This is a genomic window from Ruminiclostridium papyrosolvens C7, from assembly GCF_000421965.1.
GTDB classification, from domain to species: domain Bacteria; phylum Bacillota; class Clostridia; order Acetivibrionales; family DSM-1351; genus Ruminiclostridium; species Ruminiclostridium papyrosolvens_A.
Genome location: NZ_ATAY01000020.1, coordinates 174473 through 194896, shown reverse-complemented (window position 1 = coordinate 194896; position 20424 = coordinate 174473). Strand labels below are relative to the sequence as shown.

General features: G+C 36.7%; 21 protein-coding genes. 1 reads left to right on the top strand and 20 read right to left on the bottom strand.

Annotated features, from left to right (window positions below; all coding sequences use genetic code 11):
- Nucleotides 1–14 precede the first annotated feature (14 nt).
- The 7 genes from L323_RS25890 to L323_RS25860 all read right to left on the bottom strand — a co-directional run bounded on the left by L323_RS25890 (nt 15) and on the right by L323_RS25860 (nt 5670).
- Nucleotides 15–422: a hypothetical protein gene (locus L323_RS25890; protein WP_020814551.1), complete on the bottom strand. Its 408-nt coding sequence runs from the start codon at nt 420–422 to the stop codon at nt 15–17.
- A gap of 142 nt (nt 423–564) precedes the next feature.
- A complete protein-coding gene (locus tag L323_RS25885; RefSeq protein ID WP_020814550.1) occupies nt 565–981 on the bottom strand; it encodes a CD1247 N-terminal domain-containing protein in 417 nt (138 codons plus the stop codon).
- Between the two features lie 32 nt (nt 982–1013).
- Nucleotides 1014–1574, bottom strand: a complete 561-nt coding sequence (gene efp / locus L323_RS25880; RefSeq protein WP_020814549.1) for an elongation factor P — start codon at nt 1572–1574, stop codon at nt 1014–1016.
- Nucleotides 1575–1726: 152 nt separating this feature from the next.
- The gene (locus L323_RS25875; RefSeq protein ID WP_020814548.1) at nt 1727–2812 is read right to left on the bottom strand and encodes a M24 family metallopeptidase; all 1086 of its coding nucleotides are present in this window, start codon (nt 2810–2812) and stop codon (nt 1727–1729) included.
- A gap of 48 nt (nt 2813–2860) precedes the next feature.
- On the bottom strand, nt 2861–3289 hold the full coding sequence (gene aroQ, locus L323_RS25870) for a type II 3-dehydroquinate dehydratase (RefSeq protein ID WP_020814547.1): 429 nt from the start codon (nt 3287–3289) through the stop codon (nt 2861–2863).
- A gap of 63 nt (nt 3290–3352) precedes the next feature.
- Nucleotides 3353–4219 carry a TIM barrel protein gene (locus L323_RS25865; RefSeq protein WP_020814546.1) on the bottom strand — a complete coding sequence of 289 codons (867 nt, stop codon included), beginning with the start codon at nt 4217–4219 and terminating at the stop codon, nt 3353–3355.
- Nucleotides 4220–4239: 20 nt separating this feature from the next.
- Complete coding sequence (locus L323_RS25860; protein WP_020814545.1) at nt 4240–5670, bottom strand: aminopeptidase; 1431 nt, start codon at nt 5668–5670, stop codon at nt 4240–4242.
- A gap of 134 nt (nt 5671–5804) precedes the next feature.
- On the opposite strand from L323_RS25860, the gene L323_RS25855 reads away from it, so the two are divergent.
- Nucleotides 5805–6602, top strand: a complete 798-nt coding sequence (locus tag L323_RS25855; protein WP_020814544.1) for a histidinol-phosphatase HisJ family protein — start codon at nt 5805–5807, stop codon at nt 6600–6602.
- Between the two features lie 37 nt (nt 6603–6639).
- On the opposite strand, the gene L323_RS25850 is transcribed toward L323_RS25855, so the two are convergent.
- From L323_RS25850 to L323_RS25790, 13 genes are all read right to left on the bottom strand, one after another.
- Nucleotides 6640–6828, bottom strand: coding sequence for a hypothetical protein (locus tag L323_RS25850; protein ID WP_020814543.1), 189 nt, complete (start codon nt 6826–6828; stop codon nt 6640–6642).
- A gap of 84 nt (nt 6829–6912) precedes the next feature.
- Nucleotides 6913–8472: a hypothetical protein gene (locus L323_RS25845; RefSeq protein ID WP_020814542.1), complete on the bottom strand. Its 1560-nt coding sequence runs from the start codon at nt 8470–8472 to the stop codon at nt 6913–6915.
- Between the two features lie 146 nt (nt 8473–8618).
- A complete protein-coding gene (gene mnmA / locus L323_RS25840) occupies nt 8619–9698 on the bottom strand; it encodes a tRNA 2-thiouridine(34) synthase MnmA (RefSeq protein WP_020814541.1) in 1080 nt (359 codons plus the stop codon).
- Between the two features lie 21 nt (nt 9699–9719).
- Nucleotides 9720–10181 (bottom strand): Fe-S cluster assembly scaffold protein NifU, encoded by a 462-nt coding sequence (gene nifU / locus L323_RS25835; RefSeq protein WP_020814540.1) that lies wholly within the window; start codon nt 10179–10181, stop codon nt 9720–9722.
- A gap of 37 nt (nt 10182–10218) precedes the next feature.
- Nucleotides 10219–11400: a cysteine desulfurase NifS gene (gene nifS / locus L323_RS25830; RefSeq protein WP_020814539.1), complete on the bottom strand. Its 1182-nt coding sequence runs from the start codon at nt 11398–11400 to the stop codon at nt 10219–10221.
- A 75-nt stretch (nt 11401–11475) separates the two neighbouring features.
- Nucleotides 11476–11922 (bottom strand): RrF2 family transcriptional regulator, encoded by a 447-nt coding sequence (locus L323_RS25825; RefSeq protein WP_020814538.1) that lies wholly within the window; start codon nt 11920–11922, stop codon nt 11476–11478.
- 173 nt (nt 11923–12095) lie between these two features.
- The gene (locus L323_RS25820) at nt 12096–12374 is read right to left on the bottom strand and encodes a YkuS family protein (RefSeq protein ID WP_020814537.1); all 279 of its coding nucleotides are present in this window, start codon (nt 12372–12374) and stop codon (nt 12096–12098) included.
- A gap of 71 nt (nt 12375–12445) precedes the next feature.
- Nucleotides 12446–12679 (bottom strand): hypothetical protein, encoded by a 234-nt coding sequence (locus tag L323_RS25815; protein WP_020814536.1) that lies wholly within the window; start codon nt 12677–12679, stop codon nt 12446–12448.
- Nucleotides 12680–12681: 2 nt separating this feature from the next.
- A complete protein-coding gene (locus tag L323_RS25810) occupies nt 12682–13965 on the bottom strand; it encodes a replication-associated recombination protein A (protein ID WP_031341811.1) in 1284 nt (427 codons plus the stop codon).
- A gap of 10 nt (nt 13966–13975) precedes the next feature.
- On the bottom strand, nt 13976–15919 hold the full coding sequence (locus tag L323_RS25805; RefSeq protein ID WP_020814534.1) for a stalk domain-containing protein: 1944 nt from the start codon (nt 15917–15919) through the stop codon (nt 13976–13978).
- 25 nt (nt 15920–15944) lie between these two features.
- On the bottom strand, nt 15945–17078 hold the full coding sequence (locus tag L323_RS25800) for a S1C family serine protease (protein ID WP_020814533.1): 1134 nt from the start codon (nt 17076–17078) through the stop codon (nt 15945–15947).
- A 128-nt stretch (nt 17079–17206) separates the two neighbouring features.
- Nucleotides 17207–17752 carry an RNA 2',3'-cyclic phosphodiesterase gene (gene thpR, locus L323_RS25795; protein ID WP_020814532.1) on the bottom strand — a complete coding sequence of 182 codons (546 nt, stop codon included), beginning with the start codon at nt 17750–17752 and terminating at the stop codon, nt 17207–17209.
- A gap of 129 nt (nt 17753–17881) precedes the next feature.
- On the bottom strand, nt 17882–20338 hold the full coding sequence (locus L323_RS25790) for a mannose-1-phosphate guanyltransferase (protein ID WP_020814531.1): 2457 nt from the start codon (nt 20336–20338) through the stop codon (nt 17882–17884).
- Between the last annotated feature and the right edge of the window lie 86 nt (nt 20339–20424).

Sequence of the window (20424 nt, the reverse complement as noted above, 5' to 3'; positions counted from 1 at the left end):
ACCTCCCCTTGTAGCTATTTTTCATTATCTTCACTTGCCTTTCCCCATGTAATTTTGTAGCTACCGGAGTGCTTTTCACCTGAAACTTTCAGTTTGTAGTCCCCGTCTTTATCAAGTCTTACTGAAAAGGAGGATGTGGGTATATCCTTACCTTCATAAACACTCTGTCCCTTTTCATCTGTAATCGACATGTCCAGTTTCCCTTTGTTTGAAACAATATCGACACTTACGTCAATCGGATTGCCTTCCTTTACTTTAATAGGTGTAGCATTGTATCCGTTAAATCTTTCATACCTCATGGACATCATGCTTGAAGTATTGTTTTCAACAGATTTCAAAGTACTATAGCTTCCGTAAGTACATCCCGATAATAAAAATATAGTTGAAACAATTATTAATAAGATGTGCTTTTTATTTATCATGGCTTATTCTCCTTCAAGTTGTATTATTGTATTAAGTGATTAATACAATAATACAACTTGAATATACCTTTGTCAATAGCGAAACATTAAAAAAGCTTCCAACAAATATTTGTTGGAAGCTTTTAATAATACTTACATTAAATTATTCTTCATCATGATCATGTCCGCAGCCGCAACCACATTCATCATCACATTCGCAATCCCATTCCAATTCAATCTTCTCATGGCAATGGGGACACTCGATGGATTCAGCATCTTCATCAATCATTTCAAGATCAACGTCGATTTTTTCACCACAGTTAGGGCACTCAATTTCTTCAAACTCAATGTCATCCTCATCATAAATAAGTTTTTCAATCTCTGCGAGATCCTCATCTACGCTGTCTACCTGCTCACCAAGGTCATCCTGAATTTCTTCAATATCTTCAATTGCAAGTGAAATGTCATCCAGAACATCGATTATAGCGTTTAACAGCTTCCCTTCATTGGTTGAATCATTAATCTTCATACCCTCTGCCAAACCTTTAATGAATGCTACACGTTCGCTTATATAGCTCATATTTACCTCCTCATTACCACTTTGGTATTTTATTATTTAACTCTTTCCATATATTCATTTGTTCTTGTATCAATTCTTATTATATCTCCAGTGTTAACAAAAAGGGGCACTTTTATAACATAACCAGTTTCAACTGTAGCAGGTTTTGTTGCACCAGTAGCAGTATCACCCTTGAAACCCGGGTCTGTTTCTGTTACCTCAAGCTCTACGAATGTAGGAGGCTCAATACCGAAAACATTTCCTTTATGTGAAAGAATCTTTACAATATCATTTTCTTTAACAAGATTAAGTGTATTGCCAATTGTTTCCTTATTTATAGGAAGCTGTTCAAAGGATTCAACATCCATGAAGTAATATAAATCACCATCATTATATAAATACTGCATATCTTTTCTTTCGATATGAGCTTTTGGCATTTTATCTGTCGGGTTGAAAGTTCTTTCAACTGTTGCACCTGTTATTATATTCTTTAACTTTGTTCTAACGAACGCAGCTCCTTTTCCTGGCTTTACATGTTGGAATTCTACTACCTGAAATATATTATTATCCAATTCAAATGTTACGCCATTTTTAAAATCACCAGCTACTATCATACTTTACCTCCATAATATAAAAATGCATAAAAATTTATTTTATCTTTAATACTATCCTAGTTTATATTAAATTAATTTTCTCTATTAGGCAAGAAAAATTTTCAATTTAATGATAAAAGTCAATAAATACACCGAAAAAGTCTGATTTTGGCTTATATTATAATTAAGTCCTTTGTAGAACGGGTTAAAACAAGAGGGTTATCATCCCTGATTATAATGGTATCCTCAATTCTTACTCCTCCAAGTCCCTCAACATAGATACCCGGTTCTATGGTAACTGCCATATTGTTTTCCAGTACTGTTTCTCCGCTTGGGGAAAGGCGTGGATTTTCATGTATCTCAAGGCCTAAACCGTGACCAAGTCCATGTCCGAATTTACCTTCAAATCCTTTGCCGTATATTATATCCCTTGCTATTTTATCGATTTCCTTCCCTGTTTTCCTTTGAACGGCACCTCTCTCTGAAGATAATTGAGCCTCTAAAACTATATTATAGATATCTATCATTTTTTTATCCGGCTGTCCAAGAAAAACCGTTCTTGTTATATCGGAGCAGTAATGGTTATATAATGCGCCAAAATCCATTGTAATTGTATCACCAATTTCGAGTTTCTTTTCAGATGCTACTCCATGTGGCATGGATGACCTAAGCCCCGATGCGACAATTGTTTCAAAGGAAGCACTGGATGCCCCTAATTTTTTCATTTGATATTCCAGTTCAGCAGCAACATCAAGCTCTGTAATTCCGGGTTTTATGATACCGAGAACGTAGCTGAATGCACCATCCGCAATTTCTACAGCCTTAGTTATAGTTTCTATTTCAAAAGAATCCTTTATACTCCTTAACCTTTCGATAACAGAACCTATTCCCTCCAGTTCAGTATCCTTGAACTTGCTTTTAAATGATTTGTATTCCGCATAAGTCAAGCTTTCGTCTTCAAAGCCAAGCTTTTTAATTCCTTCGGAGTTTAATATTTCAAGGATTGTATCTTTTATGTCGGTCTTATGCTGAATTATTTCAAACATAGGTGCCTGCTTTGCCGATTGTTCAACATATCTGAAGTCGGTCAGCAGATATGCTTTTTTATCAGTAATAACAAGGTTTGCTGAAGTACCTGAAAAACCTGAAAGATACATATAATTTTCTCTTTTTGTAATCAATGCGCCATCCTGACCAAGGTTTTTCAGTTCCTTTCTGAAAGTATCCAACCTATTTGATAATATTTGTTTGTCAACCATTTAACTACCTCCATAAATCCCTATTATTTTAATTATATATAGTAACCTTTAAAAGTTTGCCGCAGCATGAAGTGCCAATATGTAGCTCATCTTCCCGAATCCGCATATCTGTCCTACACATACGGGTGCTATCATGGATGTATGTCTGAATTCTTCTCTGCTATGTATATTCGAAAGGTGTATCTCTATTGTAGGTATTTCTATTGCCTTTATTGCATCCCTTATAGCAATGCTGTAGTGTGTATATGCTCCCGCATTAATTATTACAACATCAAATACACCACGTGCTGCATGGAGTTTGTCTATTATTTCCCCTTCATGGTTTGATTGTACAAAATCCGACTCCAACCCAAGCTCCTGAGATACGATATTAACCTCTTTGGCAATATCCAGCAGTGTTTCACTCCCATAAACAGCTTTTTCCCTGATGCCTAACATATTCAGATTAGGCCCGTTTAAAACAAGTATTTTTTTCATTTTAACCTCCACATTCTTTTATATAAGCCTGTTTGTTTTCCCCAAACAGGCTTATATACTACTTTAGAACAAGTTTTGATTTTCCAATATACTATTATAAATTTCTTTCATTTCTGAGGCATCTTCAGCCATCATACCTCTTGATTCACAAATAATAACAGGCTCCATCTTTCTGTTAACCAGAACAGGTGCAAGATGCTCGAATTCAGGCCCAAACTGCTTGTCTGCAAAATTCCAGTGCTTTTTTTCTCCGCCTTTGGAAAACTCAATCCGGCTGAAATGGCAATGGATTCTTTTGGTTCTTTCCTTACCTATTGAGTTTTCTATAAAATCTATTACCGTTTCAAAGTCTTCTTGAGAATTCAGTATTCCAAGGCCTCTGGCATGAATATGTCCAAAATCAATAGTAGGTATCAACCTTTCATCAATTTTGCACATTTCCATTATTTCTTCAAGTGTTCCCAACTGGTTATGCTTGCCCAACACCTCCGGACATATACTGATATCGCCAAAACCGGCAGCATCAGACATTTGCAGAGTTTCCTTAAGAATCTGTATTGCCCATTCAAGAGACTTTTCCCGTCCTAGTTTACTGGTGGACCCTGTATGAACAACTATTCTCTTGGCACCCATCCACTTTGCAACCTGCAAGGTTTCCATAATGTATCTCTTAGAATTTTCTCTTTTGTCCTCTTCTTCACTTGACATGTTTATATAATACGGAGCATGGATACTGACAAAAATATTGTTGTTCTGAGCCTGTTGACCTATTTCCCTTGCAGTTGCCTCTCCAACCTTTACTCCTTTTGTACAGGAGTACTCGTAAGCATTCAGGCCCTTTGAAGCAAGCCATGCAGGCATTTGTGCCGACGATTTGTATCCCTGTTCATAAAAGCTGTCTGAATTTCCAGATGGTCCGAATCTTATCATGTCCTTTTCTCCTAATAACGTTATTTACTTTCAAGGAAAACTTTCATACCCTTGTAACTCATGTAAACATCTATTTTACTTGATATTTCAATTGGAGAGTGCATAGAAAGTATCGGCACTCCACAATCAAGAACATCAACGCCAAGGTTAGCAACATGCTGGGCAATAGTTCCGCCTCCTCCAAGGTCAACCTTACCCATTTCCGATAAATGCCAGATAATGCCTTCTTTATTAAACAAATTCCTTATTTCTGCTACAAATTCAGCATTGGCATCACTTGCATCATACTTTCCTCTTGAACCTGTATATTTTTGAAATACAATACCATTTCCCATATATGATGAATTTAACTTTTCATTTACACTTTCATACGTAGGGTCAACAGCTGCATTTACATCAGCTGAAAGCATTTTTGAATTTTCCAGACACTGATTTGTTAAAATGTCGGAGTAATTATCTACAGTTAAATATAATAGTTTTGATACAAAATTCTTAAGAAGACTGGACTGAGCTCCGGTATTTCCCATGCTTCCGATTTCTTCTTTGTCTGTAAGAATGCACAATGCAGTTTTTTTAGGTTGTGGAAGATCAAGCATTGCTTTTATACATGTAAATGCACAAACCCTGTCATCCTGACCGTAAGCTCCTATCATACTCCTGTCGAGTCCAATATCTCTCGCCTTGTACGCAGGTACTGCCTCCAGCTCTGCTGATATAAAATCTTCTTCTACCATTCCATATTTTTCGTTTAAAAGTTTTAATATATTCAGCTTAATCTTGTCTTTTACCTCATCATCCTTTAAAGGTATTGAGCCAAATAATATATTAAGGCTTTCGCCTTCAATAACCTCGGTAGCTTTTTTCTTCATCTGCTCCTGAGCCAGATGAGGGAGTAAATCTGTTATGGTAAATACAGGGTCTTTGTCGTCCTCACCAATACAAATTTCCACCTTTGTACCGTCTGCCTTAATAACCACACCATGTAACGCATAAGGAATGGTTACCCATTGATATTTTTTTATACCTCCATAGTAATGAGTCTTCAGAAGTACCATACCGGAATCCTCATAGATTGGGTTGGGCTTTAAATCAAGGCGAGGAGAATCTATATGCGCTCCTACCATATTTATGCCCTGAGTTAACGGCTCTTGCCCTATTACTGCAAAAACAGCAGACTTCTCCTTGTTTATGTAGTACACCTTGGTACCTTTTTTCAACTTTGTTCCTTTTTTCATAAGTTCAGTCAGATTTTCATATCCCGCCTTAACTAGCTGGCGTTCTACAACTGAACAGAATTCACGTTCTGTTTTTCCTTGGTCAAGATACGTCTTATATTCATCACATAATTCAAAAGCTTGTTGAACCTCTTTTTCACTATACTCCCAAGCATTTTTTTGTTTATAGGTAAGCTTTTCTTCTAATAATTCACCCTGAGTTTTTTCTTGCTTCATACTCTAACCTCTCTCTTTTTTGACTTTTAGTTTAAAATGTAGATAATATTAATTAGTATTACTTTAAAAACGTATTATATTTTATAGGATGATTAATTTTAGTATTATTATACTTTTCAAAGGAGAAAGTTACAATGCATGACAACCATATTCATTCAAAATTTTCTACAGATTCAAACATGGACGCTGATGAAGCCTGTAAAAGAGCAGTCGAAATCGGGCTTGAAGGATTGGTTTTTACGGACCATGTAGATTATGACTATCCGGATTTTGATGAAAGTTTTTTAATAGATTATAATGAGTATTTTTCCTTTTTTAGCAAACTCAAAGATAAATGGGAATCAAAGCTTCAAATACTTATAGGTGTTGAAATGGGTTTTCAGCCTCAGGTGGTTGACAAAATCAATAATATTCTCAATCGTTACGACTTCGACTTTGTTATTAACTCAGTGCATATAATAGAGCACAAGGACCCTTATACCGGAGCTTTCTTTATCGGCAGAACACAGCAGCAGGCTTATGAAAGATATTTGGAGGAAATCCTATGTTCAGTAAATGCATATGATAATTATGATGTCATAGGTCATATAGGTTATGCTGCCAGATATGGCAACTTTGAGGACAAACCTCTCAGATACAAGGATTACAGCGATATTATCGACGAGATTTTAAAAGCGGTTATAGAAAAGGGAAAAGGTATTGAGCTGAATACTTCCGGGTTAAGAAGCGATCTTGGATGTACGATACCCGGATATGATGTTTTTAAACGCTATTTTGAATTGGGTGGAGAAGTTATCACCGTAGGGTCAGATTCTCACTTTGCCGAACATCTTGGACATAGTTTCAGCGAGGGGTTGGAACACCTGAAAAATATTGGATTTAAACATGTAGTTCATTTTGAAAAAAGGAAACCTGTCTTTGAAAGGATATGATAAAAGGGGTGCGTAGATAAGCACCCCTCTTTTGAATTTATTTGTGTATCAGATCTATGGATCCCAATACAACGTGTGCTACTCCAAACCCAATAACGCCTGCTCCAATTGCAATTGCTGTGTCACGCTTCTTCATGCCATGTTTTTTCATGTCATAACCTCGCATTGCCAGCCCTGTTGCGGTAACAGCCGTTCCTAATACCGTTGGAATTAATCCTTCACGCAAAGTAAATCCCTCCTCCTGCTTTTAAAACAAATACTCATTTAATGTCTGCACTTAAATAAAATATATGTTGGTAAATAAACAGTATCAAAGAAATCCATGGTTCTTTGCCCATTTTTCTTTACTTTGGTACATTTTTTCTATTTCAGCAGGAATTTTACCTTCAACTGTTTTTAAAATCTGTTTGAAAAACACAAGGTCATTGTACGTAACCAGTGGATAATCATCTGTGTTGAATACACCTTGTGGTGTAACCCTATACCATAAATCACCGTTAGGACGTATCCACTTGCTGCTGGTCAGCTTTATGGAATTTAGCATTTCTAAAGCAATTTTATGACATTCTTTATCCCCTGTCAGATTATAGTAAAGGAACATTACCTCTGTTTCCGCAATAAAATGATTTAGTGAGGTAGGATTAATCTTGTTTTTACCGCTGATATCCATGTAATCTGGTACAAATATTGCTTTCCCAACCTTATACTGTTTTGTCTTGTAATAATTTTTGTAAAAAGCTATATACCTATTCAACTTTTCAAGTACGTATTTATCCGGATAGTCCTTATAGATGTATATCAGCGATGTCATAGTATCCGAATTGAACCTTGTATCATAGAAATTGTAACTAATGTTGTAATCCGACTTCAGCCATTCAGACATTGGCTGTGTTGGTATGTAGCCCTTGTTACCTATTGAATCGGCAAATACATACATTGAATAGACTCCTACTGTTTTAAAGAGACTTCCTTTATCCAAAACCCATTTGCATGCCCTTACCTGAAGGCCTGCAGGATTCTTAAAATAGGTTCTTACGCTGGATGACCTGGGAACATAATTATACATGTTTTCCCTGTATACTCCATCACTAAAAAATATTGTACCTGTTTCGAAGTCCATTTTCAGCATCGTATTAAAAGCGGTTTTATGGCTCCAATCAACCATAGGATTAACGGATAAAAGCCAGTTTCCCCTGATTTCCCTTTTTGCAATCGAGTTTAATGTTATCTGTGAGTTGAATCCATCTTTTGATTTTGTCAGAACATTGTCTGACTTATACTTGTATATTTCGCATACTGTGGAGCCTAACCCTCTGGCTGAAATAATTTCGCCGAACTTAACATAACGTTTTGCACTTTCCAGATATGTAACTTTATTTGAGAGTGTTACTTTGCTCGATGCTTTTTCTCTTTTTAATACATATTTGCCATTTTCGTTTGGGAAAGTCAAGATATTCAGATTTGTCTGTTGAGTATATGCTTTGATATCATATTTGAGCTTAATGTTATCTTCATCCGAATAGTAGTTAACAAAAAACATCCAGTTATTGTTATCACTTAGACTTTTCAAAGTAAGGTTAACATATCCCGTTTTTTTACCGTTTTTATACTGTACCAATTTATAAATCTTAGATGTCATATACTTGTATTTAGTGATATATGGGCTTTGAACTATATATTCCACATCTGAACGGGTATTGTACAGAGATACCTTGAATTCAGGATTTTTATCATTGCCGGCATCAATATCGATAGATTGAATAATCGTATCTTTATTAATGTGGTCGGCACTATAGATATTGTCTACATGAAAAAATACTGCAATAAAAACTACTGCTAGAAACATAAATTGCAACTTATTTTTTTTCATAAATACCTCCATTTACAATTTCTAGGCATATATTACCAGTAAATTTATGTAAATTCAATCAATTTTTTATATATTATATAGAAAATCTTCTATCACAGCTTCAAAATAAGCTTTAATAGAAGATTTTTATAAAAAATTATGTTTTATTAATCTATAGTACCTCCGCCTACGACTACATCTCCGTCATAGAAAACTACCGATTGTCCCGGAGTAATGGCCCTTTGGGGTATATCAAATGCAACCCTTATCCTGTTTTCATCGACTACATTTATTGTCGCAGGTGCTTCCTTTGCAGAATACCTGATTTTTGCATTTACCCTCATTCCATCTATTGGTTTCTCAATTGAAATAAAATTCAAATCAGATGCCGTCAACGTTTCGGAAAATACTTCACTGTCGTCTCCAAGAACAACTGTATTATTTTCGGGGTTAACAGCAACCACAAACATTGGTTTTCCAAAAGCTATGCCAAGTCCTTTTCTTTGTCCTACCGTGTAATGAACAATTCCTTTATGATTACCCAGCACATTCCCTTTTGTATCTACAAATTTTCCGGGAACTATCTTTTTGTCACAGTTCTCACTTAAAAATTTGCCATAATCATTATCATGTATAAAACATATTTCCTGACTATCAGGTTTCGTTGCTACCGAAAGTCCTATTTCTTTTGCGATTTCTCTTATTTCATCCTTTGTATAGTCACCCACCGGCATAAGCGTATGGCTTAATTGCTGCTGTGTCAAATTATACAGTGCATATGTCTGATCTTTTCTGTCAGTAACTGATTTCTTTAGAATAAATCTTCCCGTTGCAGCATCCTGCATTACTTTTGCATAATGGCCCGTGGCAATATAGTCAATTCCCATGGAAAGAGCCTTGTCCAGCATAGCCTGCCACTTAACATGTCTGTTACAGGCAATACATGGGTTTGGTGTTCTTCCCTTGAAGTATTCTTCTTTGAAGTATTCTATAACCGTCTTATTAAAAATGGCCTTGAAATTTAAAACATAGTAAGGTATACCTAATTTGTTTGCAACCCTTCTGGCATCATCTACAGCTGAAAGTGAACAGCAGCCGCCTTCCGATTTCTGCCTTTCTTCATCCATATCCTGCCATATCTGCAAAGTGACCCCTATTACCTCATAACCCTGTCTTAATAAAATGGCGGCAGCTACAGAACTGTCAACGCCGCCGCTCATACCAAGCATTACTTTCTTTGATTCCATTATATATCTCCTGCAAAAATTCTATTCTTCTTCTTCAAAGTCTTCCTCACGTCCATGGCTGTGGTGGCAACATGAACATTCGCCTGTACAATCTTCGCCTTCATTTAGGTCAACTAATCCGTTTCTTTTTCTGTAGTCAGACAATGCAGCGGCGATAGCTTCTTCCGCAAGATTAGAACAGTGCATTTTGGCCGGTGGTAGTCCGTCCAGTGCTTCTGCAACAGCCTTATTGGTGATTTTCATAGCTTCTTCAACTGTTTTACCCTTAACTAGCTCAGTAGCCATACTGCTGGTTGCAACAGCCGCTCCGCACCCGAAGGTCTTGAACTTTGCATCAACAATTATATTATCTTCTATTTTAAGATACATTTTCATTATATCCCCGCACTTCGGGTTTCCTACCTGTCCTACACCATTTGCATCTTCTATTTCTCCAACATTTCTCGGATTTGAAAAATGATCCATAACCTTTTCACTATACATTTTTTATATACCTCTTTTCCCTATAAAATAATATAATTTACTTTTTATCCCTTACAGCTTCCCAAAGAGGTGACATATCTCTTAGTTTGCTAACCGTCTGAGGTATAACCTCGAGTATATAATCAACATCTTCCTGGGTATTTTCATCTCCAAAAGTAAGCCTCAGTGAACCATGTGCAATTTCATGGGGTAAACCTATAGCTAATAGGACATGAGAAGGATCAAGAGAACCTGATGAGCAGGCTGATCCACTGGAACCGTATATTCCTTTCATATCAAGCATAAGAAGAAGCGATTCTCCCTCTATAAACTCAAATGAAATATTTACATTACCGGGAAGTCTGTTATGTCTGTGTCCGTTTAACCTGATATAAGGAACTTTTGCAAACAGACCCTCTATAGTTTTTTCTCTGAGCTCAATGAGCTTCTTGTTGTATTCATCAAGGTTTTCCGTTGCAAGTTCAATTGCTCTTCCTAAACCAATTATGCCCGGAACATTTTCTGTACTGGCTCTTTTTCCACGCTCCTGCTGTCCCCCGTGGATAAATGAAGAAATCTTAACGCCCTTCTTTATATACAACGCTCCTATGCCCTTTGGTCCATAGAATTTGTGACCTGATAAAGAAAGGAGGTCTACGTTTAAATCTTTAACATCTATATTTACATTTCCAACTGCCTGTACAGCATCCGTATGGAATAAAACTCCCTTTTCCTTTGCGATGGCACCGATTTCTTTTATAGGCTGAATAGTACCTATCTCATTATTTGCAAACATTATGCTGATAAGTATTGTATTATCTTTAATTGCATTTCTTACCTGTTCCGGAGATACAAGTCCGTCACTGTCTACCGGAATATATGTTATCTCAAAACCCTCACCCTCAAGATATTTGCATGAACTCATAATTGCGGGATGCTCAATAGCTGATGTGATAATATGGTTTCCCTTTTTCTTGTAAGCAGCAGCTATTCCTTTAAGTGCCCAGTTATCTGCTTCACTCCCTGAGCCGGTGAAGTATATCTCTCTAGGTTCTGCACCTATTGCTTTTGCAACCTTTTCTCTGGACTCTTCCACAGCTTTTTTGCTGTCACGGCCCAAACTATATATAGACGAAGCATTTCCGAAATGCTCACTGAAATACGGTTTCATAGCTTCAAATACTTCAGGTTTAACATATGTGGTTGCAGCATGATCTAAGTATACTGTTCTATCCTCCATCACTAACACTCCCTTTTATATATGTGAAATTATATTTATTTTAATTATACCCCTGCAAGAAGCAACAAAAACAGCTTATATGTAGTAAATATAATCATTATTAGTTTTATTTCCCAACTCCGAAACAAGATCAGCCAGAGTTATTGAATCAACTACCTCGTTAATTTTATCTCTTATCTTGGCCCAGACATCTGCAGTAACACACTCATCTGCCCTGTCACAGCTGGCTGGCACGTCAGGGTCAATACATTCTACCGGACATAATGTTCCTTCAAGAGACCTTAAAATATCTCCAACAGTTATTTTATCAGCCGGTCTTGTTAGAAGATAGCCGCCTTGAGCCCCTCTTATGCTTTTAACGAGACCTGACTTTTTCAGTGATGAAAATAACTGTTCCAGATAGTTTTCTGAAAGTCTTTGTCTTTCGGCAACACTTTTCAGAGAAACCTGTCCTTCACTTTCATGGGCAGCAAGATCAACAATAGCTCTGAGTCCATACCTTCCTTTTGTTGATACTTTCATTTTAACCTCCACGCCCCTTATAAAAATTAATTTAGGCAATCAGCTTTTTAAAATACAGTCTTAAAAAAGCTAATCACCTCAATTCCAATTAAATTACTATGATTTAATCAGATGTTAACACATTAACAAAGTTAATGCAAGCATCTGTAAATTTTTTTATTGTTTTATTTTGGCTAAAAAAACGAACTATAACACCTAGTCTTTAACATATAATCAATTTCGTCAATACTCTTGCCGTTTGAACATACTATAAAAACTCCGTAACCTGTACTGCCTGTACCATCATTAGAACTAACGTTATCCTCGGTAATTGCAGAGAAATCAAAATTTTTCCCCTGATATACAACCGCATCCACAGGCTTTTTATAGGAGTACAGGTCAACAACCGTATAACCTCTTTTTATTAACCCTTCTGCAATATCCAATAGATTTGAAGAAACTGCAACAATCATAAATCCACCTCAAATATCCAATAGTCTGTACCTGAATATTATTTGCTGTGGATTTATTATTATTCTTAGTTTCATTTATTATTTTCAGTATCCGGCTCTGTTTCCTGACGTGCAGTAGTATCTGTTAAATTTTTGTTTTCTCTTGCCAGCCTTGGCCTTGAAAACAGAAAAAAGATAGCTATTATCAAATACACTGCCACACTTGGCACAATTAAAACATGGAATATCGTTATATTTAACAGCAGAAATACGAAGCCTGCAAGTAATATCCATGCCAAAACTCTCTTTAAAGTACTGGTTTCCATTTTTACCTCCATTTTTCAAGCCATTCTTTTATTCTGGCTTCATACCCATTTTGAGTAGGGCTGTAGTAGATTGTTCCCTTCATTTCCTCAGGGAAAAACTCTTGCTTGACTATGTTGTTTTTATAGTCATGAGCATATTTATAACCTATACCGTACCCTAGTTGTTCCATTCCCTTTGCCGCGGCATTTCTCAAATGCATAGGAACACTTCCGGTATTTTTTGATTCTACATCTGATAATGCCTTGTTTATTGCCATATATGCCGAATTGGATTTTGGGCTGCATGCCACAGTAACGGCTGCATGTGCAAGTATTATCCTTGACTCCGGCATACCGATCATTTTAACTGCCTGAGCTGCTGCAACTGCCACCTGTAACGCCGTGGGATTGGCCATTCCGACATCCTCCGATGCGCATATAATTATTCTTCTGGCAAGGAATTCCACATCTTCACCGGCATAAAGAGCCCTTGCCAAATAAAATACGGCTGCATCGGGATTACTCCCTCTCATTGACTTTATGAAAGCACTGATATTATCATAATGCTCTTCTCCGTTTTTATCAAATCGTATAGCCTTCTTTTGAACACATTGTTCTATTGCATCAATTCCAATGTCTATTTTGCCGTCTTCACCCAACTCTGAGGTAAGAACTGCAAGCTCCAGTGAATTCAGTGCAGTCCTGGCATCCCCTGAACTAACCTCACAAAGGTAATCCATTGCTTCATCTGTTATATTAATCTGGTAGTTTCCCAGTCCTCTTTCTTTGTCCTCAAGAGCATATTTTAATAACTCTTTGATATCATCACTTTCAAGAGGTTTCAGCATAAATACTGTAGATCTTGATATTAATGCCTTATTTACTTCAAAAAACGGATTTTCTGTAGTAGCACCAATAAGTACAATGGAGCCATCCTCAACAAAAGGGAGCAGTGCATCCTGCTGAGCTTTATTGAACCTATGAATCTCGTCTATAAACAATACTGTTCTTCCATTAGGATTTAACAGTGTGTTTTGTGTATCAGCGGCTATTCTTTTTATGTCCGCTACACCGGAGGTAACGGCATTCAGCTTTTCAAAGCTGGATTGGGTTGTATTTGCTATTATTCGTGCCAGAGAGGTTTTTCCTGTCCCCGGCGGGCCGTACAAAATGATAGAGGTTATTCTGTCAGCCTTTATCATCCTGTAGAGCATCTTGTCCTTACCAATTATATGTTTTTGTCCGACAAATTCATCAATTGTCCTTGGCGACATCCTGTACGCCAAAGGTTGTATCCTGTCTCTCATTTTGCACCTTTTACTTTGTAATTGTAAGTGATTTCCAAATATCATTAATCTCCTTGACTGCCTTATCAGTTGCAGTCAAATCCGGTATGAAACTCATAAAGAAATATGAATAGCTTCCTTTTTCAAAAACATGGATTTGTGCAGCCCCATACAAATCCTGTTCTTCATCCTCAACTCGGTATGTATAGTTTCTGACTTTTGTTCCCTTGTCTGAAGTAGTACTTTTAGAGGTAAGTTTAAAACCCGTTGAAGACATAATCGAACTTAGATAAAACTTTTCCTTGTCCGGAAGGCTTTTGGTTTCAGCAGTATTCTGTGTAGCTTCAATCATTATAAATGCGTTTGTATTGGGATTGCTGAATTGTATAGTATTGAACATACTGGAATCTGTCCAGTATCCCGGTATCTTCAAATTCCATTTATAGGCTTTATTTGCATAATTAAAGGGTTTATCATTAGGAGATACCCTGTCTTCCTCCTTTGAGGCGTTAAAATCACTTATTTCGTCAGACAGCTTATCCTCTTTTTCGCTGAAGAATGATATTTTATCAACGGTATTCAGATATTCGGTTTTTGCTTTGGAATATTCTTTTTCAGGAAGCTTTACTGAGATTTCATAAATAAATGAACCTTTCTGTAAATAATATTCATCAATAACGTAATCTTTTCCACCCTGTTTTATCTTGAACTTAAGGTTTTTAGCGGTTGCTCCGGCTAAAGTTCTATCTCCGGTACTTACAAAGGTATACGCCTTTGGGCTGAAATTTTTGTCATAGCCTTTTTTAATATTTTCTACATATTGCCCCAGAGTCTTCTCTCCCAAAATGTTTACAGCAATCTGAACATAGTGTTTTGTATCAAGTCCTAGGAAAGTTGTTAACTGATTACTAGAAATTTGTAGATTGTTCCAGTTTGCAGGAATATCCATAGACCATGAAAGGTATTTATTACGTGATGAGAATGAAATATAGTTATAATAGCTAACTTTACCGTTAACTACTTTTGAAAGATCCTGTATTCCTTTTACATTGCCTTTATATTCAAGGCTAAAGGAGTTTATAATATCTGAATAATACTTATCGGACATCAGATGCTTGGAAGATACACTACCGTCGTAGCAGCCAATTGTCAAACAGTAAAAATACTGACCCTTATCGTAAATTCTGGTTCTTGTTGGTTCATCGTATTCTGATGTACCAGAACACTCAAAGTACGGGACTTTGGCTTTTAAGTTCAAATTTGATTCTTCGGTACTGTTCTCAAGCTTGAATGTATTTGAATACTGTGATAATGTCCTGCCATTTTTTAGTTCAACCTTAATTTCAAAATACAACCCTCTACCCTCGTTTGTCAACTGAATGGAGTCGGACTTGAAACTGTTGGATATAACTCTGGACCCGGAAGGTACACTAAGACTCCATCCAAAAAAGCTGTTGCCTATTTTAGGGGTACTTATCCCTCCTGTAAGAAATGACAAATCACTTAAGGCACCATCGTCTTCAAGAACGATTTTTACGGTACCTCTATCCATATCACTTGTAACAGTCACAGGAAAATTTGATGTTATAAAATCCACAGGAACCATCGTACTGTTGTTTTTTTGTTGCGGAGCAACTGACATGGTCTTTTGTTCATAGTTTGATGTGTATACAGCTTGACCTATACTTATTTCAGCCGTATTTCCGCCGTAAATGATACGTTCACTATCCTCGGAGGTTTTAGTTACCTCGGCCCCAATTGTATCGGCAAACCACTCCATAGGTACTAAAAAAGTACCGTCTATAACATACGGTGATTCAGCTATATTGGAATAATTTCCATCTACACAAACCTGATTGGTACCTGCCCGGAGTTCTATTACCGTCTTGTCATCGTCAGCTGCATATGTACCTGAAATGCTTGCCAGTAAAATTGCCAAAACAATGAGTATACTTATATATTTCTTGTTTTTCATATTTGCACGCCCTTATTAATTAATATTATTTTTCGCCAAAAGTAACAGTTATATTTATTTCCCTATTGTCACGCTGTAATTTAAATTCAGCAATGTCGCCGGGCAGATACTTTTTTAATTCTTCATTGTAGTCTGTGGTTGAGTTGACCTTGACACCGTTAATGGAAATCAGTCTGTCATCAACTTTGATATTGTATTTTTGGGCAGGAGCGTTTTTTTCAATTGATTTTACAGTTACTCCCGATGCGGTATTAGGTAAGCCATATATAGAAGTTATACTATCGGAGAAAACCAAGCCAAGATAAGGGCGTCTGATTTTCCCAAACTTTTCAAACTGGTCTATGGCATATTTAACCGTATCCACAGGTATTGAAAATCCCATACCCTGTACACCTATTCCTGCATAAACCCATGAATTTATTCCTACAACTTCGCCTTTCATATTTACCAACGGGCCACCACTGTTTCCCGAATTAATAGCAGCGTCTGTTTGTAAAAATCTATACTGTCTGTTTTCAGACCTGTTCATCCCGCTGATTATTCCCCTAGTAGCGGAATTTCTAAGACCAAAGGACAATGGTGTTCCTATTGCCACAACCTCATCTCCTACGGCTACTTTTGAAATGTCTCCGAATGTTGCAGGTTGGAGACCCCCTTTATCAATTTTTATCTCTGCCAGATCAAGATCCTCATCAATAGCTTTCAGCCTTGCCTTGTATGCTTTACTGTTTGAAAGCACTACAACAATGCTCTCCATATCTTTTACCACATGGGCATTTGTTATTATGTAACCGTTACTGCGATATATAACTCCTGTGCCGAATATTATATTGTCTGAAGTTTCATCATATTCGTAACTGCTTTCTTTCAATTTTCCTATAATTCCGACTACTGATGGGCTTACTTTTGACACTACATTTGAAATCCTGTCAGAAGAATTTATTTCGATGGAACTGTTCCCCTGTGTAATTGAAACCCCTTCCAGATAGGATGACAATGCATCGACGGATATATACTGCTTACCCTCTATTGTCTTTATTCCGCTCGATAGTTCCTGTCCGTTTATGCTAAGGGTAGTTCCAGCTGCAAAAGTATTTGCAGTACATAAAACGAAAACAAAAACGAGAACTGCACATTTTGCTATATTGATTCTTTTCATTTTTACCTCCGTATGAGTTTTCTTTTGTAAACCATGTTTCAAAATGCTATATATGCTATTTGAGTAATATTTTATCATTTTAATTACTGGAATACAATTAGACGAATCTGTAACCTTTTTAGTTAAATTTATAAATCATGTTGTAGTTCAACCCTTTCAAGGGGAACATATGCAAGCTTATCATTAATACGCTTGCTTTCCATAAGAGAGATCGATTTCACTTTGACAGTAAGCTGCTCAATTTCAGTTTTTTCTGCCAAAAATTCAAACTTTTCCATTTTTACTTCTCTAGCCAGGGTTATATGAGGATTATAGCTTCTTTCCTCTTTTTGATATCCGTTTTGAGACAAGGTTTTCTCCATATTATTGTAAAGCTGTTGGAGTTGTAAACTTTTTTCCAATCCAACCCATATTATACTTCTGTTCCCCTTCCTGAAACTTCCCAATTTGTCCAGCCTGAGCTCAAATTCCGAAACCCCGGCTACATCCTTTAATACCTGTTTTAGATTTTCAACCTGCTGGGTATTCTGTTCACCTAAAAATCTTAGTGTAAGATGAAAATTTTCTTTAAAGGAAAAATTCCCGGAGATACAATGGGATCTGACTTCATGCTGAACCTCAGATAAATAATTCTTTATAACATCGTCAAACTCAATAGCGAAAAATACTCTCATAGTGACTCACTCCATTTAATATTTTAATCATTAATCTTAGCATATAATATACCTGTTATTCATTGTACTATAAACTTAAAAATGCATCTGAAACTTAAAGATTCAGATGCACTAAAATAATATGAACATTCAAGTTATCTTGTTTTGGCTGATTGATTTTACTTTATCTACAAAAATATCTGTTAATTCATTGGCGAATTCTTGGGTATAACCTTCTCCTATCACCTTACAAACAGGCTTTTCCGCATCCGGCAATACGAGAACCCAACCCTTATCACCCACTACTTTAACTCCTTCAATTGTTTCAACACTGTTCGAATTTTCCTCAATAATAGCTCTAATGACCTTTCCTTTTGCAGACCAGGAGCATTTTACCTCTTTTTTTATTATATGAAAATCGGGTATGGAATCCACTATCTTTGCAAGGTTTGTATCACTAAGCGCCATATAATCTATTATTCTGATAAAGGCTTCTATAGGGTCAAAATTCATGGCAAAGAAATCCAACATACTTTCGTCAAATTCATCATCGAGTATCCTGTTCATCAGATCTTTTGGTGAGGTCTTTGTTCTTATAACCCTTTCTTTATTCTCTCCTGCCATTTTTTCAATTACAGTACTGGCATTTAATGGGACTATAACCTTGTTGCCGGCCTTTGATTTTAAATGAATGTATGAAATAAGTGCCATATACAAGTCATCGGCTATTATTCTACCCTTTGTGTCTATAAGAAAAATCTTATCATACGAGTTTGCAAAATAAACTCCCACATCAAAGCCTCCGTGCCTGACAACTTGCGAAAGTGTTTTCAAATCGGAAAAAAGGCTTTTTCGTTTATCATGGGCTTCTTTTGTATTAACAAATTCATACCGGCAATTCAACTCGTTTAACACTGCCGACACTATATTCTTCAGATCACCCGAAGGTGCTATTAAAGCAATTTTCAAATCATGGTTTTCTGACAATGTATGGTTTAGTATACTTCTAATATAGAATACTTTATGATCAGGTACATTAATAACTGCTTTTATTTCATCTGCCTCGCATCTGGCAAAGTCTTCCCTGATATAGCAGTTTTCAATTTTCCTCTCTTCATTTCTGGAAATATTTCTTCCCTTATTATCCAAAATATCAATTATGATTTTTCCTTTTTTATTTCCTTCAGAGATATGAATTCCACCGGATAAATTATAGTATCGTATGGCAGACCTTGTAACCGGCAGCAAGGACGTTCCTAAATCGTAGGCTTCCGCACCTGCTGATAGCATACCTGAAACGCAGGCATTTTTTATCATTTTTAAAGCATCTACTTCCTCACAGCTTATAGCCAGTCCCGAACCTTTTTTACATACAGCACCGTAAGCCGCAGCCATTCTTGATGCAAATTCAGGTGTTATATCAACATTGATTTCACCGGAAATTCCTCTGCTTCCAAAAAGGTTTTTGGAATATCTTGAACCCCAAACAATGTTTGTACATACTTCAGTACCCATGTCAATGTGCTTTTCAGGCCAGATTTTTATACCCGGCTTAATTAAGGCATTTTCACCCAGAATACAATTCTCACCCACAACCGTTCCTTCAAAAGCCGCTGTTTTTTCCCTGCATTTAACACTACTGCAAAGTACGCTTCCTCTTAGCTCAACATTATTTTTCAAAATACAGCTATTCCACAAGATACTCCTTTTTGTGGTGCTGCCTTCACCAATATGACATTCATTTCCTATGACAGTATAGCACCCCAATACACTGCCATCCTTGACAACAGAATTTTTACCTATTAGCACGGGAGGCTTGATTATAGCTTCTTTTGATATTACTGCTCCTTCTGAGGCCCAAACCCCCTGTCTGATTTCCCGGGCATTAATACTTATGTTAACCTTTTTATCGAGAATATCAGTGTGTACCCCAACGTAGGCATCCAAATCGCCGATATCACACCAGTAGTCTTGGGTTACAAAACCATACATTGGCTCTTCTTTTCTTAATAGGATTGGGAATAAATCCTTACTGAAATCAAAAACAACTCCCTTTTCGAAATATTTAAGTACCTCAGGGGACAAGACATAAATACCGGTGTTTACAGTATCGCTGAAAACCTCTCCCCAGCTTGGTTTTTCAAGGAATCTTCTAATTTTTCCGTCTGCAGCCGTTACAACAACTCCATATTCTATAGGGCACTCAACTTTCTTTAAAACCAGTGTCGCAATAGACCTGTTCTTTTTATGAAACTCAAGAGCCTCTTGCAAATTAATATCTGTCAGAGCATCCCCGCTTATAACTATAAATGTCTCATCCAAAAATTCCTCGGCATTTTTTACGCTTCCGGCAGTGCCAAGGGGAACATCTTCTGTAAAATATTTAAGGTTGACTCCGTACTCTCTTCCATCACCAAAATAATCTTTTATTTTTTCCGGCATATACTGCAAGGTTACCGCAATATCCCTGATCCCATATTTTTTCAAAAGCTCAATAATATGCTCCATTACAGGCTTGTTGGCAATTGGCACCATAGGTTTTGGCCTATTACAGGTCAGCGGTCTTAGACGTGATCCCTCTCCACCTGCCATAATCACAGCTTTCATCAGATCCATCCTTTCAAAATGTTTTTGTATAACCTTTTGGTATGTCCAATTAGACTGCAAAATTTGAATGAGAGCCTATGGAACTG

Excerpts from the sequence above, each read along its gene's own strand:
- L323_RS25890 (WP_020814551.1), bottom strand. The coding sequence starts at position 422 with ATGATAAATAAAAAGCACATCTTATTAATAATTGTTTCAACTATATTT.
- L323_RS25885 (WP_020814550.1), bottom strand. The coding sequence starts at position 981 with ATGAGCTATATAAGCGAACGTGTAGCATTCATTAAAGGTTTGGCAGAG.
- efp (WP_020814549.1), bottom strand. The coding sequence starts at position 1,574 with ATGATAGTAGCTGGTGATTTTAAAAATGGCGTAACATTTGAATTGGAT.
- L323_RS25875 (WP_020814548.1), bottom strand. The coding sequence starts at position 2,812 with ATGGTTGACAAACAAATATTATCAAATAGGTTGGATACTTTCAGAAAG.
- aroQ (WP_020814547.1), bottom strand. The coding sequence starts at position 3,289 with ATGAAAAAAATACTTGTTTTAAACGGGCCTAATCTGAATATGTTAGGC.
- L323_RS25865 (WP_020814546.1), bottom strand. The coding sequence starts at position 4,219 with ATGATAAGATTCGGACCATCTGGAAATTCAGACAGCTTTTATGAACAG.
- L323_RS25860 (WP_020814545.1), bottom strand. The coding sequence starts at position 5,670 with ATGAAGCAAGAAAAAACTCAGGGTGAATTATTAGAAGAAAAGCTTACC.
- L323_RS25855 (WP_020814544.1), top strand. The coding sequence starts at position 5,805 with ATGCATGACAACCATATTCATTCAAAATTTTCTACAGATTCAAACATG.
- L323_RS25845 (WP_020814542.1), bottom strand. The coding sequence starts at position 8,472 with ATGAAAAAAAATAAGTTGCAATTTATGTTTCTAGCAGTAGTTTTTATT.
- mnmA (WP_020814541.1), bottom strand. The coding sequence starts at position 9,698 with ATGGAATCAAAGAAAGTAATGCTTGGTATGAGCGGCGGCGTTGACAGT.
- nifU (WP_020814540.1), bottom strand. The coding sequence starts at position 10,181 with ATGTATAGTGAAAAGGTTATGGATCATTTTTCAAATCCGAGAAATGTT.
- nifS (WP_020814539.1), bottom strand. The coding sequence starts at position 11,400 with ATGGAGGATAGAACAGTATACTTAGATCATGCTGCAACCACATATGTT.
- L323_RS25825 (WP_020814538.1), bottom strand. The coding sequence starts at position 11,922 with ATGAAAGTATCAACAAAAGGAAGGTATGGACTCAGAGCTATTGTTGAT.
- L323_RS25820 (WP_020814537.1), bottom strand. The coding sequence starts at position 12,374 with ATGATTGTTGCAGTTTCTTCAAATCTATTGGATATTGCAGAAGGGTTA.
- L323_RS25815 (WP_020814536.1), bottom strand. The coding sequence starts at position 12,679 with ATGGAAACCAGTACTTTAAAGAGAGTTTTGGCATGGATATTACTTGCA.
- L323_RS25810 (WP_031341811.1), bottom strand. The coding sequence starts at position 13,965 with ATGAGAGACAGGATACAACCTTTGGCGTACAGGATGTCGCCAAGGACA.
- L323_RS25805 (WP_020814534.1), bottom strand. The coding sequence starts at position 15,919 with ATGAAAAACAAGAAATATATAAGTATACTCATTGTTTTGGCAATTTTA.
- L323_RS25800 (WP_020814533.1), bottom strand. The coding sequence starts at position 17,078 with ATGAAAAGAATCAATATAGCAAAATGTGCAGTTCTCGTTTTTGTTTTC.
- thpR (WP_020814532.1), bottom strand. The coding sequence starts at position 17,752 with ATGAGAGTATTTTTCGCTATTGAGTTTGACGATGTTATAAAGAATTAT.
- L323_RS25790 (WP_020814531.1), bottom strand. The coding sequence starts at position 20,338 with ATGAAAGCTGTGATTATGGCAGGTGGAGAGGGATCACGTCTAAGACCG.